The 13,571-nt window shown below is 33.7% G+C and carries 15 protein-coding genes; 2 read left to right on the top strand and 13 right to left on the bottom strand.

Annotated features, from left to right (window positions below):
- Positions 1–61 precede the first annotated feature (61 nt).
- The 8 genes from SCB73_RS15680 to SCB73_RS15645 all read right to left on the bottom strand — a co-directional run bounded on the left by SCB73_RS15680 (position 62) and on the right by SCB73_RS15645 (position 4,797).
- The gene (locus SCB73_RS15680) at positions 62–709 is read right to left on the bottom strand and encodes a DUF5661 family protein (protein ID WP_320567140.1); all 648 of its coding nucleotides are present in this window, start codon (positions 707–709) and stop codon (positions 62–64) included.
- An 85-nt stretch (positions 710–794) separates the two neighbouring features.
- The gene (locus tag SCB73_RS15675; protein ID WP_320567139.1) at positions 795–956 is read right to left on the bottom strand and encodes a DUF1328 family protein; all 162 of its coding nucleotides are present in this window, start codon (positions 954–956) and stop codon (positions 795–797) included.
- Positions 957–1,065: 109 nt separating this feature from the next.
- Entirely contained in the window at positions 1,066–2,151 is a 1,086-nt protein-coding gene (locus SCB73_RS15670; RefSeq protein WP_320567138.1) for a DNA topoisomerase IB, read from the bottom strand.
- An 11-nt stretch (positions 2,152–2,162) separates the two neighbouring features.
- Complete coding sequence (locus SCB73_RS15665; protein ID WP_320567137.1) at positions 2,163–2,402, bottom strand: DUF7218 family protein; 240 nt, start codon at positions 2,400–2,402, stop codon at positions 2,163–2,165.
- A 316-nt stretch (positions 2,403–2,718) separates the two neighbouring features.
- Positions 2,719–3,180 (bottom strand): thermonuclease family protein, encoded by a 462-nt coding sequence (locus tag SCB73_RS15660; protein ID WP_320567136.1) that lies wholly within the window; start codon positions 3,178–3,180, stop codon positions 2,719–2,721.
- Positions 3,181–3,248: 68 nt separating this feature from the next.
- Positions 3,249–3,644 carry a hypothetical protein gene (locus tag SCB73_RS15655; protein ID WP_320567135.1) on the bottom strand — a complete coding sequence of 132 codons (396 nt, stop codon included), beginning with the start codon at positions 3,642–3,644 and terminating at the stop codon, positions 3,249–3,251.
- Between the two features lie 25 nt (positions 3,645–3,669).
- A complete protein-coding gene (locus SCB73_RS15650) occupies positions 3,670–4,542 on the bottom strand; it encodes an XAC2610-related protein (RefSeq protein WP_320567134.1) in 873 nt (290 codons plus the stop codon).
- A gap of 24 nt (positions 4,543–4,566) precedes the next feature.
- Positions 4,567–4,797: a hypothetical protein gene (locus tag SCB73_RS15645; RefSeq protein WP_320567133.1), complete on the bottom strand. Its 231-nt coding sequence runs from the start codon at positions 4,795–4,797 to the stop codon at positions 4,567–4,569.
- 214 nt (positions 4,798–5,011) lie between these two features.
- On the opposite strand from SCB73_RS15645, the gene SCB73_RS15640 reads away from it, so the two are divergent.
- Positions 5,012–5,599 carry a DUF4142 domain-containing protein gene (locus SCB73_RS15640; RefSeq protein ID WP_320567132.1) on the top strand — a complete coding sequence of 196 codons (588 nt, stop codon included), beginning with the start codon at positions 5,012–5,014 and terminating at the stop codon, positions 5,597–5,599.
- 324 nt (positions 5,600–5,923) lie between these two features.
- On the opposite strand, the gene SCB73_RS15635 is transcribed toward SCB73_RS15640, so the two are convergent.
- From SCB73_RS15635 to galA, 5 genes are all read right to left on the bottom strand, one after another.
- Positions 5,924–6,907 carry an aldo/keto reductase gene (locus SCB73_RS15635; RefSeq protein ID WP_320567131.1) on the bottom strand — a complete coding sequence of 328 codons (984 nt, stop codon included), beginning with the start codon at positions 6,905–6,907 and terminating at the stop codon, positions 5,924–5,926.
- Positions 6,908–7,058: 151 nt separating this feature from the next.
- Positions 7,059–8,111 (bottom strand): NAD(P)-dependent alcohol dehydrogenase, encoded by a 1,053-nt coding sequence (locus tag SCB73_RS15630; RefSeq protein WP_320567130.1) that lies wholly within the window; start codon positions 8,109–8,111, stop codon positions 7,059–7,061.
- A gap of 254 nt (positions 8,112–8,365) precedes the next feature.
- Complete coding sequence (locus SCB73_RS15625; protein ID WP_320567129.1) at positions 8,366–8,773, bottom strand: cupin domain-containing protein; 408 nt, start codon at positions 8,771–8,773, stop codon at positions 8,366–8,368.
- 303 nt (positions 8,774–9,076) lie between these two features.
- Complete coding sequence (locus tag SCB73_RS15620; RefSeq protein WP_320567128.1) at positions 9,077–9,949, bottom strand: helix-turn-helix domain-containing protein; 873 nt, start codon at positions 9,947–9,949, stop codon at positions 9,077–9,079.
- A 145-nt stretch (positions 9,950–10,094) separates the two neighbouring features.
- Entirely contained in the window at positions 10,095–12,908 is a 2,814-nt protein-coding gene (galA, locus tag SCB73_RS15615; protein ID WP_320567127.1) for a beta-galactosidase GalA, read from the bottom strand.
- Positions 12,909–13,118: 210 nt separating this feature from the next.
- Here galA and SCB73_RS15610 point away from each other — a divergent pair, with 210 nt between their 5' ends.
- The gene (locus SCB73_RS15610; RefSeq protein WP_320567126.1) at positions 13,119–13,502 is read left to right on the top strand and encodes a hypothetical protein; all 384 of its coding nucleotides are present in this window, start codon (positions 13,119–13,121) and stop codon (positions 13,500–13,502) included.
- The last annotated feature ends 69 nt before the right edge of the window (positions 13,503–13,571 follow it).

Here is a 13,571-nt window from a genome sequence, read left to right as displayed (position 1 = left end):
ACGGTTTTTTTGTGATCAAAACAATGGGAAAGTTCCCAAATGAACGTGTAAGTAAATTGTTTTAATCACCAATTTTTTCAAGGGTTGGAATGTCGTCCATTTTTTGCAAACGTTCTGCTAATTCATTTTTGGCTTCTCTCAATTCAATTTCGGCTTTGCCTAATTCTTTGTACCATTCTTCATTTCCTATTGTTGAATTTTCAATTTTGCGCAAGATTTCGAAGATTTCTCCCTCGGCCTCCATTACTTTGAGGCGTTTGTAATAAGTCAAACTTTCGGTCATGTGCGCAAGCGCAATCATCGCTGTCAAAAACGGATGATTATTGGTCACATTCACATCTCTGACACGTCCGTGCTCCAATTCGACTTTTAACGCAAAAGCAAATTCTTCCATATTAAACTTTTCGTGTTTGCTCTTTGGATTTAAATACGCTTTAATTGCTTCAACATTATCCATTGTCGAAAGATCAATTTCTGTTTGTTTGCTATCTATCAAGTCTTTATAAACCACACTAGCAACAGCTCTTGCTTCATCTATAGTTGGATCATTTTCAGGATTTTCAAAATCTCGAATGCCCCAATCCCAATTTTTAGGATGCACAGGTTTAATGTATTTTTCACAAAAATCTGTTACATCATTTTTCAAACTCACCATTTTGTCCTCTCTTTTGATGTAAACGTCTTGGTAAGCACCGCTTTTTGTTCCCATGATATTTTGTTTAAAAGGCAAACGACACATTTATCGAAATAGATGTGCCGCCTTAATTTGTTCTAATTCACTGAGTCTATCAGCACTAAACACTTCTTCTTCCGCTAATTAGCGATATGATAAATAATACCAAGAATATGAAAAATAAAATTTTTGCTATACTAGCGGCTCCCGCGGCAATTCCGCCAAAACCAAATATTCCCGCAATGATTGCAAGAACAATAAATATGACTGTCCAACGTAACATAATAAGTAATTTTTAGTTAATAATGATTTTGTTTGTTACTCAAATTTCATGCTTTTAAAAGAGATGCATTAACTCTAAATATTTTATTTTTAGCACTATAAAATATTGATTACAATAAGTTTACAGTATATTTTTCTATCAACTCTGAGAAAGCAGTTTCAGTTCGTGAAAAATACTTTTTGGCACTTCTGCTCTTTTTTACTTTGTCAAAATACTGCTGCATCGAGCCATCTTCATACGTCGAAACCAGCAAAGGATGTACGTAATAATTTTTGCAGACATTTCTCGTATTTCCGAGTGCTTCTGCCGTGGCATCATACGCTGTCAGAATATTTTTTTTGATTTCTTTTTCGTCCGTTGTGGTTCCGATTTCCATAAGGTTTTCGAAAAAAATAATCGAAGCGGCCCAGGTTCTAAAATCTTTTGCGGTAAAATATTCTCCCGAAATCTCGTGCAAATATTCGTTAACCATGTGGCTGTCTAAAACCTTTTTTTCGCCATTATTGTCGTAATATTTAAAAACTTCCCAACCTGGAATTTCTTCGCAACGGCCAACTAATTTTATTAATTGCTTGTTTCGAGTCGTAATGGTGTGCTGTTTTCCTTTTTTTCCAATAAATTCAAATCGGAGCGCATTTTTATTGATATTGATATGTCGTTTGCGCAAAGTCGAAAGTCCGTATGATTTATTGTCTTTTGCATACTTTTCGTTTCCAATTCGGATATGTGTTTCCTCCATTAACCGAATCACAAGCGCTATAACCTTGTTTTTAGACCACTCCTTCTCTTCTAAATCTTGATCGACCCTTTTTCTTATCAAAGGCAGTTTTTGTCCAAATTCGGCTATTTTATAAAACTTGGTTTGATTTCGAATTGAATTCCATTTTGGATGATAACGATATTGTTTTCTGTTTTTTACGTCCAAACCTACTGCCTGCAAATGTCCGTTTGGCAAATCTGAAATTCTGACATTTACCCAGGCTGGCGGCAAAACCAAACTGTTAAAGCGTTTTAATTCACTTTTCTGTTTAATACAACGGCCATTTTTTTTATAAATAAAGCCATCTTCGCCCTCACATCTCTCAATTGGCAACTTTTGATTGCTCACATAAACCAAATCTAATTTTTCAAGAACCAAATGCGGAGTCTTGATTAATTTTTCAATAAGTTTTTGCTGAGCGACTTTTGTGGGCATAGTTTTTAACTTTAATTGTTTCGCAAAGAATTTATCAATGCTTTTTTATTCATGTAGGAACGTCCTTTTATTCCAACTTTCATGGCTTGTTTCAAAAGTCCTTCTTTTGTCCATTCTTCATAAGGCTTTGCTTTTCCGCCTTTTTCTCCTGCATCTGGTGTATTTGCAATTCGGGCCGATTTCTCTTTGCTGTAGCCTTTTTTCACCAATGCTTCGTACTGTGCTTCATTCTTGATTCTAGGATTTGGCATGACATAAAATTTTAGGTTAATGATTTAAGATGTATGGTATTTCAAAGTTCCCAAAAAAGTAAGGCAATTCTGTTATAGAATTTTGGTTATAACTTTCATAATTAAGTCGAAAGTCATAAAGCCGAAAGTCATAAAGCCGAAAGTCATAAAGCCGAAAGTCATAAAGCCGAAAGTCATAAAGCCGAAAGTCATAAAGCCGAAAGTCATAAAGCCGAAAGTCATAAAGCCGAAAGTTGAAAAGTCTAAAAATTGTGGGCAAAAAAAATCTCATTCGTTATAAGGAATGAGATTTTAAAATTGTAAAAAAACTGAAACACTAAGGTATAATTAGTGCTGGATTTTTATCATCATCTAGTGACCAAACACCTATTTTTTCCCGCATAGCACCATCTTGCATGGCGTCAACAAATCCATTATTTAATTGTTTCTTATTAATCCATGCTAAACCTTCCGTCAATAATTCTTCATAAAGAGATTTTTCATCATAGTTTATCCATGCATACGCTTTATAATTTTCTCTAGAATTAATAAAAACACGGACTTTTTTATTTAGAATTTCTTTAGCAATAAATTCATGCGTTTCTTTATAATAAGGTTGTTTTGTCGAAGGCGTTTTTATTCCCGCCAAAAAAACTTTATTTAATTTATTTGATTTGTCTTTAATCAAAATCACATTTTCGTCTAATATTTTAATTACTTTTCCGTCGTAAATATCACTTTGAGCCTTAGAATTTATTACTAATAAAAAAGTAAATAGTAGAAATATGAGTTTTTTCATATATGCTTTTATTTTAAATTATTTATGTTGATCTTTTATTCAAAACCTGCTCTTTTTTGATCGTAAATTTAGCTCCAACTCATATTAATTAGAACTTTATTTCCCGTTATTTCTACTTTACCACCATACGATTGAAGTTCTTTTGGATGGATTTGAAATATTTTGGTTTTATTTTTAATTTCTAAAGTGCTTTTTTTAAACCCTTTACTTTTCAGCATCCATTTTTTAATTTGAGATTCGGAGCTTGTAAATTCGATTATAAATTGTCTTGTAAACATTGAGCCTCTTTTTTCTATATGGATGAATTCCGCATCGTCAGGAAGTTTTTCCAATTGTCCCCAACTTAATGCTGCTTCAATTGCTTCTTCTTTTTGCCATGGCATTACAATAGAAGAAAAACAACTTATATAAAAAAAAGATATTCCTAAAAATAATATAACAGCGATTACCTTAATAATTTTCATTTGAAATTGAATTTATACTATACATTTAATCACATTTCTTTTCTACGAAATCACCAGTTTTTTCATCTAATTCCAGACAAGTTTTCTTTATTAAAACCATTTTATTATTCACTACTTTATATTCTGCATTCATGTGACTAGTACCGGCGCAACATTGATTGTGCTCATAAATTCTTTTGGCCTGAGAATCAAAATCTAAAGAAGTTCCGCTGAAACTACTCTGAAAATATTTTCCTGCTTTTGGATTATAAAGGATATATAAACTTGATGTATTTGGTCCGGCATGACTCATTTTAAAAACAGAGAAATCAGGAATTCCGTCAAAATTATAATCATCGACACTTATGTTATTCAATCCCCAAAGTTGACAATCTAAATCTATTTTCTGAATCAGTTTGTCTGTCTTTTTTTCTATGATTTTTACGCCCGATACTTTGGCATAAAAACGCCCTTTTTCTTTCGAAACAATCAACTTGAAATATTTGTCTTTAAAAGATTCCGGTTGCAGAATTTCTCTATCTGCCCATTCAACATTATCGCCGTAATCAATCACAAATTCTTTCAATAGAGTAATTTTGAGTTCTCTTCCTGAATTTAAATCTTTCCATATTCCGTTTAACTGTTGGCTTTTTTCATTATAATTCGGAAAAGTCAATTTTGCAGTTTCCTTATCTTTTTTGTCTTTTTCGGTAAACACTAAAGTCTTTCCGGTAAGTTTGGCGCTTAAAACAATTGGAGTGTCAAAATTAGAATAAGCATAAATCGCCGTTCCCACACCATCAGAATAAATGTAGGTCACAAATTCAATCGGATATTTATCTATAAATCCGGTGTAGCTTATTTGAGCAGATAAAAATGTTGTTGCAAGAAGGAATAATAAGGTAATTTTTTGTTTCATTTATTGGGTATTAATTTCAGGAAATTATTTTCTTTTTTTGCGAATACTTTTCTTTATTAAAACTTTTTCTTCGTTAGCATTATCTTTTCGTTTATTTATTTCTATTTCATCTTTTTTCAGTTTTAAATAAGTTAGAAAAGAAATACTCAATACGATAAAAGCTAAAAATAGCGTTCCGTTTCCATCTATTGTTTCAGTAGAAATTCCTCTTTTCCCAAATACTAAACTAGTGGAAGAAATTTCAAACACATTCATAATTATACCACCAGAAAAGAAAAATAATCCGACGAACAAGCATAGTTTAAAAAAGATTTTCCTTGAGTACATACATTAATAATTGATTTAGTGCTAATATAAAGTTTTCATTTAAAGTAGCATCCAAATCATATAACAATCTCAAAAAATCCTGTAATACATTTCTCCTACTTCCAAGATAATTTTACATCATAACAATCAAACAATTAAAATCATGAAAAAGATACTATTAGCCGGAAAAGCAATTTTAGGAGCGGGACTTATCATTATATTTCTAAATTCTTGTAAAAACGAAACCAAACAGGAAGATCCAAAAGAAGTTGCAGAAGATGCAAATGAAGCCAAATTTGATACTATAAATAGTAAAGAAGATGATTCTGAATTTTTAGTAGATCAGGCGGAAATTAATTTGGCCGAAATTGAAATTGGAAAACTGGCACAACAAAAAAGCACAAATGCCGAAGTGAAAAAATTTGGAAAAATGCTTGTTGACGAACATACAAAATCGGCTTCTGAAGTTAGTGCTTTGGCGAAAGCCAAAAACTTTACGCTTCCAACTTCATTAACAGAAGAAGGCCAAGACGAATACAACAAACTAAACGAAAAATCAGGTATAGATTTTGACAAAAAATTTGCCGATATGATGATCGACGGTCACGAAAAAGCAATTGAAAAACTTCAAAAAGCCTCAAAAGACGCCACAGATAATGATGTCAAAATGTGGGCATCAAATAATATTGCAGGCCTAACCGCGCATTTGGAACACGCCAAAATGCTGAAGCAAAATTTAGACAAAAAGTAATTTTTTAAGATGCTAAGATATTGAGACACTAAGGTGCTAAGATGCTAAAATTGAAAAGTAAAATAAATTTAATTGGTTATTATTTATTTTCAAAAACCCCTCAAGAGTTGAATTGCTTGAGGGGTTTCTTTTTCTCTAGATACTAAGATTCTGAGATCCTAAGATTCTAAGTTTTTTTTCTGAAGTTTAGTTGCTCAGAAACTTTGCAAATTAGTTCCATGCTATTTTTTTTAAATATTTAAGATTCTAAGTATTTTTCCCGTGAAGCTTAGAATCTTAGGATCTCAAAATCTTAGAATCTTAGAATCTTAGTATCTTAGAATCTTACTTCCCCGCTATCTTTTGCAAATGCTCTGGATATCTTGATCCTTCGATTGTTATTTTTGAAGCGGCTTCGTTGATTGCTGCAACATCTTGAGCAGAAAGTCCTAGGTTTATTGCGCCTAAATTTTCCTCTAAACGATGCAATTTTGTAGTTCCCGGAATTGGCACGATCCAAGGTTTTTGGGCTAAATTCCACGCAAGTGCAATTTGAGCGTTTGTTACGCCTCTTTCTGCTGCAATCTGGGTTAATACTTCAACAAATTGCTGGTTTGTTTTTCTGGCTTCCGGAGCAAAACGAGGCAATGAATTTCTGAAATCGGTACTGTCAAATTGTGTGTTTTCGTCAATTTTTGCAGTAAGAAAGCCTCTTCCTAGCGGACTGAAAGGCACAAAACCAATTCCGAGTTCTTCTAATGTTGGAAAAACATCTTCTTCGGGCGTTCTCCACCAAAGTGAATATTCGCTTTGAAGCGCCGTAACAGGCTGAACTGCATGCGCACGACGAATCGTCTCTGCTCCTGCTTCTGAAAGTCCAAAATGTTTTACTTTTCCTTCCTGAATCAAATCTTTTATTGTTCCCGCAACATCTTCGATAGGCACATTTGGATCAACGCGATGCTGATAATACAAGTCGATTACATCTGTTTTCAATCTTTTCAATGAACCTTCGATACTTTCTCTGATCCACTCTGGGCGACTGTCTAATCCTTTTTTAGAATCACCTTCTAAAAATCCAAATTTAGTAGCAATCACCACATTATCGCGAAAAGGCGTTAAAGCCTCTCCCAATAACTCTTCGTTTAAATGAGGCCCATAACATTCGGCTGTATCAAAAAAAGTAATTCCTTTTTCATAAGCTGAACGAAGCAGACTTATCATTTCATTTTTGTCATGAGCTGGACCATATCCAAAGCTCATTCCCATACAGCCAAGCCCCAATGCTGAGACTTCAAGACCGCTATTTCCTAGTTTGCGTGTTTTCATTTTCTTTAAGCTTCTAAGATGCTGAGATACTAAGGTTCTAAGTTTTTTACTTTGCCTTTAAATCTCAGCTTCTATTTTATTTAATTTTTAAACACCAAAGTTTTAAAGATTCTAAACTCTTAGTGTCTTAGAACCTTAGCAACTTAGCATCTTATTTCAAAGAAGCCATATCAATCACAAAACGATATTTGATATCTCCTTTTAATAATCTTTCGTAGGCGTCGTTTACTTCGTTTACACCAATTAATTCGATATCTGCGGTAATGTTGTGTTCAGCACAAAAGTCAAGCATTTCTTGAGTTTCAGCAATTCCTCCGATAGCTGAACCTGCAAAACTCCTTCTTCCTAACAAAAGACTGAAAGAAGTTACAGGAAGTGGTTCCATTGGTGCTCCAACAAGCGTCAAAGTTCCGTCAACTTTTAGCAAATTCAAATAAGCATCAATGCTGTGTTCTGCCGAAACGCAATCTAAAATAAAATTCAGGCTTTTTGCATGTTTTGCCATTTGCTCTGGATCTGTAGATAAAACTACTTCATCAGCGCCAAGGTCTTTCGCAGCATCAAATTTTGATACTGATGTAGTGAAAACTACCACGTGAGCGCCCATAGCTTTTGCTAATTTGATTCCCATGTGTCCTAAACCGCCAATTCCAACGATTCCTACTTTTTGACCAGGGCCAACTTTCCAATGTTTTAATGGCGAATACGTTGTGATTCCTGCGCAAAGCAATGGAGCAACTCCGGCTAAATCTAGTTTATCTGAAATATGAAGTACATAATTTTCATCAACTACAATGCTTTGAGAGTATCCACCAAAAGTATGTCCGCCTAAATGTTTATCTGGTGAATTGAATGTCAATGTGCTTCCTTCGTCGCAATATTGTTCCAAATCGTTTTTGCAATGATCGCATTCTCTGCAAGAATCAACCATACAGCCCACACCTGCTAATTGTCCAACTTTGAAATTTTTAACGTGGTCTCCAACTTTAGTTACGCGACCAACGATTTCGTGTCCCGGCACAATTGGGTACATCGTTCCATGCCACTCATTTCTAGCCGAATGCAAATCAGAATGACAAATTCCGCAGTACAAAATTTCAATTTCTACGTCATGCGCTTGTACTGCTCTTCTTTTAATATCTAATGTTTTCAATGGTGCTTCAGCAGCTTCTGTACCAAAGGCTTTGATGTCTTTTGTTTCCATAATTTTATTTTGTTGTTTTTTGTTTGAAGTTTCAGGTTTTGCAACGACTAAAATTCGCACGCAGATTTGGCAAATTCAAACAGATTTATTCCTGTAAAAATTTGATAACATGAAAGTTACAAAAATATTTTTTCAGTACTATCAAAATAAATCATTTAAAAATCTGCATAAAAACTTAGCTAAGAAACTTAGCTAAGAAACTTAGTAACTTAGCCTCTTAGTCCCGATAGCTATCGGGATAGTATCTTAAAAAATTAAGCGCTTTGAAAAGAAAAATATTCTTCATCAGAGACTTTTTCAAGCCAAGTTCCAAAACCTTTATCTATTTCTGTGATAATGGCGATATATGAGAATTTATTGAACGGAGTTGCTCCATACCAATGCTCAACGCCAGGCAAAATCGTAACTACTTCATCTTTTTGGAGCATTCTAATTTCGCCTCCTCTTTCTTGATAATAACCAACTCCTGCAGTAGCGATCAATAATTGCAAACTTGCATTACTGTGCCAGTTGCTTCTTGCGCTTGGTTCAAATGAAACTTCTTTAATAGTCGTATTTTCAGGATGAATTTCGCTGGTTTGCTTTTTATATGACACTTCACCTGTCATATAAGTATTTGGAACTCTTCCTTCTTCGGTCACTGTGGTGTATTGTGTCGACATAATTTTGTTGTTTTTAGGTTAATAATTTATTCAAAAGCTATTGTAAACTATCTTTCGATAGAAAAATCAGAACATCGATCTCTTCAAAAGAGATTTTGATTTAATTAATTCTTTAAAACTTTATATTATTTTATATCAAGTATTTAAAACTAAACCGTAAAGCTGGGACCTTGCTTTTGTGAAGTGTTTTTTAGTCTTTAAAAACCGATAAATGATTTGTTTGTTAATCTGGGACAAATGTAGTGCAATACTAAAGTTCAGAAATAACAATATTCAAACAAAAAATTATGAAAATGAAACAATTTACATTCTTAACGATTTTGGAACCGTTCCTGTAAGCCTTTTAAAATAATTATTAAAGTAGCTCGGATATTCAAATCCTAATGAATAACCAATATCTGAAATACTCCAATCTGTATGTTGCAAAAGTGCTTTTGCTTCGTTGATGATTCTTTCTGTAATGTGCGAAGTGGTTGGCTTTCCTGTAACTTCCTTTACCGAACGATTTAAATGATTTACATGTACAGCAAGACTTTGCGCATAATCCTGAGGTGTTTTCAATAAAAGTGGCTGATCTTTTGTTTCAATTGGAAATTGTCTTTCCAATAATTCCAAAAACAAAGAAGTTATTCTAGAAGACGCATTTTTTGGTTTAAAGAAATTCTCCGAAGGTTGCATTTTCATTGATTCATGCAAAATCAAATTGATATAATTGCGCATTAAATCATCTTTGAAAGCATAATCTGTGTCTTGTTCTTCTATCATCTTCTGAAACAACGAGTCTATAAAAACCTTTTGTTCAGGAGATAAAGAAAAAATAGGAGTTCCACCGATTTTAAACAATGGAGACTCATGAAGCGTTTCTGAACGTTCTTTTGATCGTAAAAACTCTTCCGTAAACACGCAGGCATAACCATGATGATCTGGAGAAATAAATTCCCATGAATATGGAATAATCGGATTTCCGAAAAACAAGAAAGTCCCATCAGTTTCTATACCACGATCGGCATATTGAATAAGGCTCTTGCTAGTATTGATACAGATTTTATAAAAATCCCTTCTATTGTAAGTCGGAATTTTGCTTACATCTCCATTTACTTCATATACTTTGAAGCCTTTTAGTTTTAAATCTGAAGTATTAAAATCGCAATTGTTCATTTCTGTCTGATTATTCATTTTGCAAAGTTATGAAAATCAAACATTATTATTTTGTTATTTTTTTGTTTCTCCTGAGGCTTCGGGATCAAGTTTCAGGTTTCAGGTTTAACCGCAAAGGCGCAATCCCGACAGCTATCGGGATTGCGCTCCTTGCGGTTAAAAACTAATTCTTTAAAATCGCAGATCGTAATCCTTTTGCGGAAGCCGTTAACGCAACTTCATTACTGTTGTCATCTTTTTGAATGATAATTTGAGCATATCCATTAAATAATTTTCTTTTCCAAGGTTCCGCCGGTGTTATAACCTGAATGATTCCGGGATCTGTATTCATGATATCCCAATCTTTTACTTTTTGGAGAGGCGCTGCCGAAATATTAATGAAATTTTTTCCTTCTTTTAAAATAGCTGCGCCTAAAATATACTTTTTAGAATCTTCTTTACTTGGTTCTACAACAACACCATTAATATAAATAGTTGGTTCAATTCCGATTTTTTTATAAAAGAAACTTACTTTATTGGTTTTTAAGTTATTTTCCAGATAAAACTGACCGCGATACACATAGGTTTTTGCTTGATTCTTGTAATCCCTATCTTTAAAAGCTTCTTTCCATTGATATTCTTTATCATCCAATTTTCTTGGCTGATCAACATTAAATGCAATTCTTTCCTGAAAATTGGTAATTGAAACGAGTGAAATTTCATCCAGAAACTGATCTTTTTCCAGTGAAGTTGGATCTCCATTTCCTACGCCTAAAATCTTTCCGCCTTTTATAGAAAATTCAATTTCATCATTTGCAGTTGGAACATGGAGACCGTTTTTATCTGTAGTTCCAACCGTCACTACATAAACATTTCCTTTTGAAACATTTTCTTTATCCAAAGACAGCTTTATATTTTCTGCATTTCCGGTTGTTCTTTGAATCTCCGAAAGCACTTTTTTACCGTTTTTATATCCAATTGCTTCTAAGATCCCAGGAACGTATTTGACTTTCCATTCCAAATGGCTGTTCAATTCCATTTTCTTTTTTCCTATACTTTTTTTATTCAAGAAAAGCTCTACTTCATCACAATTTGACTGCACCCAAACATTGATTTCTTTGCCTTCCATTCCGTTCCAATTCCAGTGTGGCATGATGTGCAAAACAGGTTTGTTTCCCCACCACGATTTCAAATAAAAGACATTATCTTTTGGAAAACCGCAAACATCCATCATTCCAAAATAAGAAGTCACTGATGGCCAGCCATAAGGTGTTGGCTCACCATGATAATCAAAACCGGTCCAAATAAACATTCCTGCCAAATAGGGTCTTTGAGCATAAAATTTCCAACCTTCTTCAATGCTGTAAAAAGTTGGCCTAGGCTTTTGGTCATAGGCACTTTTATAATGTTTCGCATCATCTGTGAAATACACCCCTCGCGTGGTGAAAGTTGAGCCTTCCTCCGTTCCCATTCCGGGTTGACTTTTGAACTCATTTCGGTGTGCATCAATATCTCCATTTCCGAGGTAATTATACCCCATAATTTCAACTACAGATGAAATTCCACTTCTAAAGCCACTGCTGATTCCAACTGTCACAGGTCTTGTTGGATCGATGGTTTTGGCAAAATCCTGCATGATATTCGTAATTCTTTCACCCACGATATTGCCTTCGATATTCCATTCTTCATTTCCAACCGACCAGCAAATAATGCTAGGATGATTTCGATCCCGTTTCATCATTTGTTCCAAATTATTCAAATGATAATCGTTGATTCCCATCAAACGGGTTTCATCAATAACCAGCATTCCAAGTTTGTCACAGGCTTCTAATAATTCAGGAGTTGGCGGATGATGCGAACAACGATAAGCATTCGAACCCATTTCTTTCAGTTTTTTAATTCGGTAATACTGTATTTCATCAGGCAAAGCAGTTCCAATTCCCGCGTGATCTTGATGATTGTTGGTTCCTTTTAATTTTAATGGTTTTCCATTCAGAAAAAAGCCTTTTTCAGCATCAAATTTTATAGTTCTTATTCCAAAAGATGTTTCATAATTATCAATTCTTTGTCCGTTTTGCTTTAATTCAGTAACCAAACGATATAAATTTGGATTGTCAATATCCCATAGAATCGGATTTTTGACCTTCAATTTCGACGTAAAAGTTGCTGTTTTATAAAATTCAGGAGTCAAAAAATTTTCAGAAACTGATGCAATTTCTTTATTTGAAGCATCTAAAATTGTTTGAACAATTTCGATAAAACCTTTATAATTTCCTTTATTTTCAATTGAAACTTCGGCTGTAACTGTTGCTTCATTTTTTTCCAATTCAGACTTCAAATAAGTGCCATTCAAAGCAACATGAATTGGGTTTGTTTTCTGCAAATATACATGCCTGTAAATCCCTGCGCCTTCATAAAACCAGCCTTCTTCCATTGAAGCATCTGCACGAACTACGATTGTATTTTCTCCGCCATAATTAACATAAGCTGTCACATCATATTCAAATCCGTTGTATCCACTTTGCACTGTTCCGAGATAATAACCGTTAAAAAATACTTTTGAATCCCGAAAAACGCCATCAAATTTCAAAGAAATAATTTTTCCTTTATCAGCATCTGGAATACTAATTTTTTTTCGGTACCAGCCAATACTTTTCTCGGGAAAACCTTTGCCGGCTGTTTTGAATCCGTGGCTGAAACTGCCGCTTTCGCCAAAAGGTTGCTCGACCGTCCAATCATGTGGCAAATCAACTTTTCGCCAGGCACGATCATCAAAATCTTTTGCTGCTGGACCATCACCAAAACCTGTTTTTGTCAAATATGAAAAATATCCTGTTGCATGGTCAAAATCCTTTTCGGTGTCAAATAAATGTCCGAATGAAAAACGCCAATCTTTATCCATCAAAATCAATTCTCTATCTGATTTGCTTTGAGCGAAAACCGAAAAAGAAATCAAAACAAAAACTGAAAGGACTTTTTTAAGACAAGAATTTCTCATAAAAATGAATTGGCAAAAGTTAGAAAATATAAAATTAGACTTTTGAAGGTATATTTTTTAATAGTATTTTATCAAAACCATAAACAATTATCCTTTTAAACCTCGTCAAAAATGGGTGCTAAAATTTAGAATCATTCTATTGGCTATACTTTCAAAAATGATTTTCTTTTGATGTAATTTTATATTAAAATAAAAAAAAGAAAGACTAGTATGAGTGTTATTAAAGATGAAAAAAAGCTTCTGAACACCATTAAACGAATCGATGAAAAGATCGACAAGATTAATGATCAAAAGATAGTTGCCTTTTTTGATTCTCTTGGATTAACAGAAAGAGAGGACGTTCCCAAGAATTTTCTGGACTGGGATACAATTCTGATTGTTGTACCCGACCGCCACATTTCGCATGAATTAAAATATTACAAATTCTCTATATCCAGACTCTTTTTTGTAACTAATCCGTACGCTGATAAAATCCATATTTATGATTTTAACGAATGGAAAAATGTTACTCGAAACAAATCGCAGTTTCAAATTAGGGAAATGATGAAAACAAGCTTTGGAGGCGTCAAAAAGGCAAATACAGAAAACGAATAATAAAAAAAGTCCATTAAAATGGACTTTTTTTTGTTTCAGGTTTTCTTTGTTTCAGGTTTCAGGTTGATA

It is taken from the genome of Flavobacterium sp. KACC 22761 (assembly GCF_034058155.1).
In the GTDB taxonomy this organism is placed as follows: Bacteria; Bacteroidota; Bacteroidia; order Flavobacteriales; family Flavobacteriaceae; genus Flavobacterium.
This window is presented reverse-complemented; position numbering and strand designations above follow the sequence as displayed.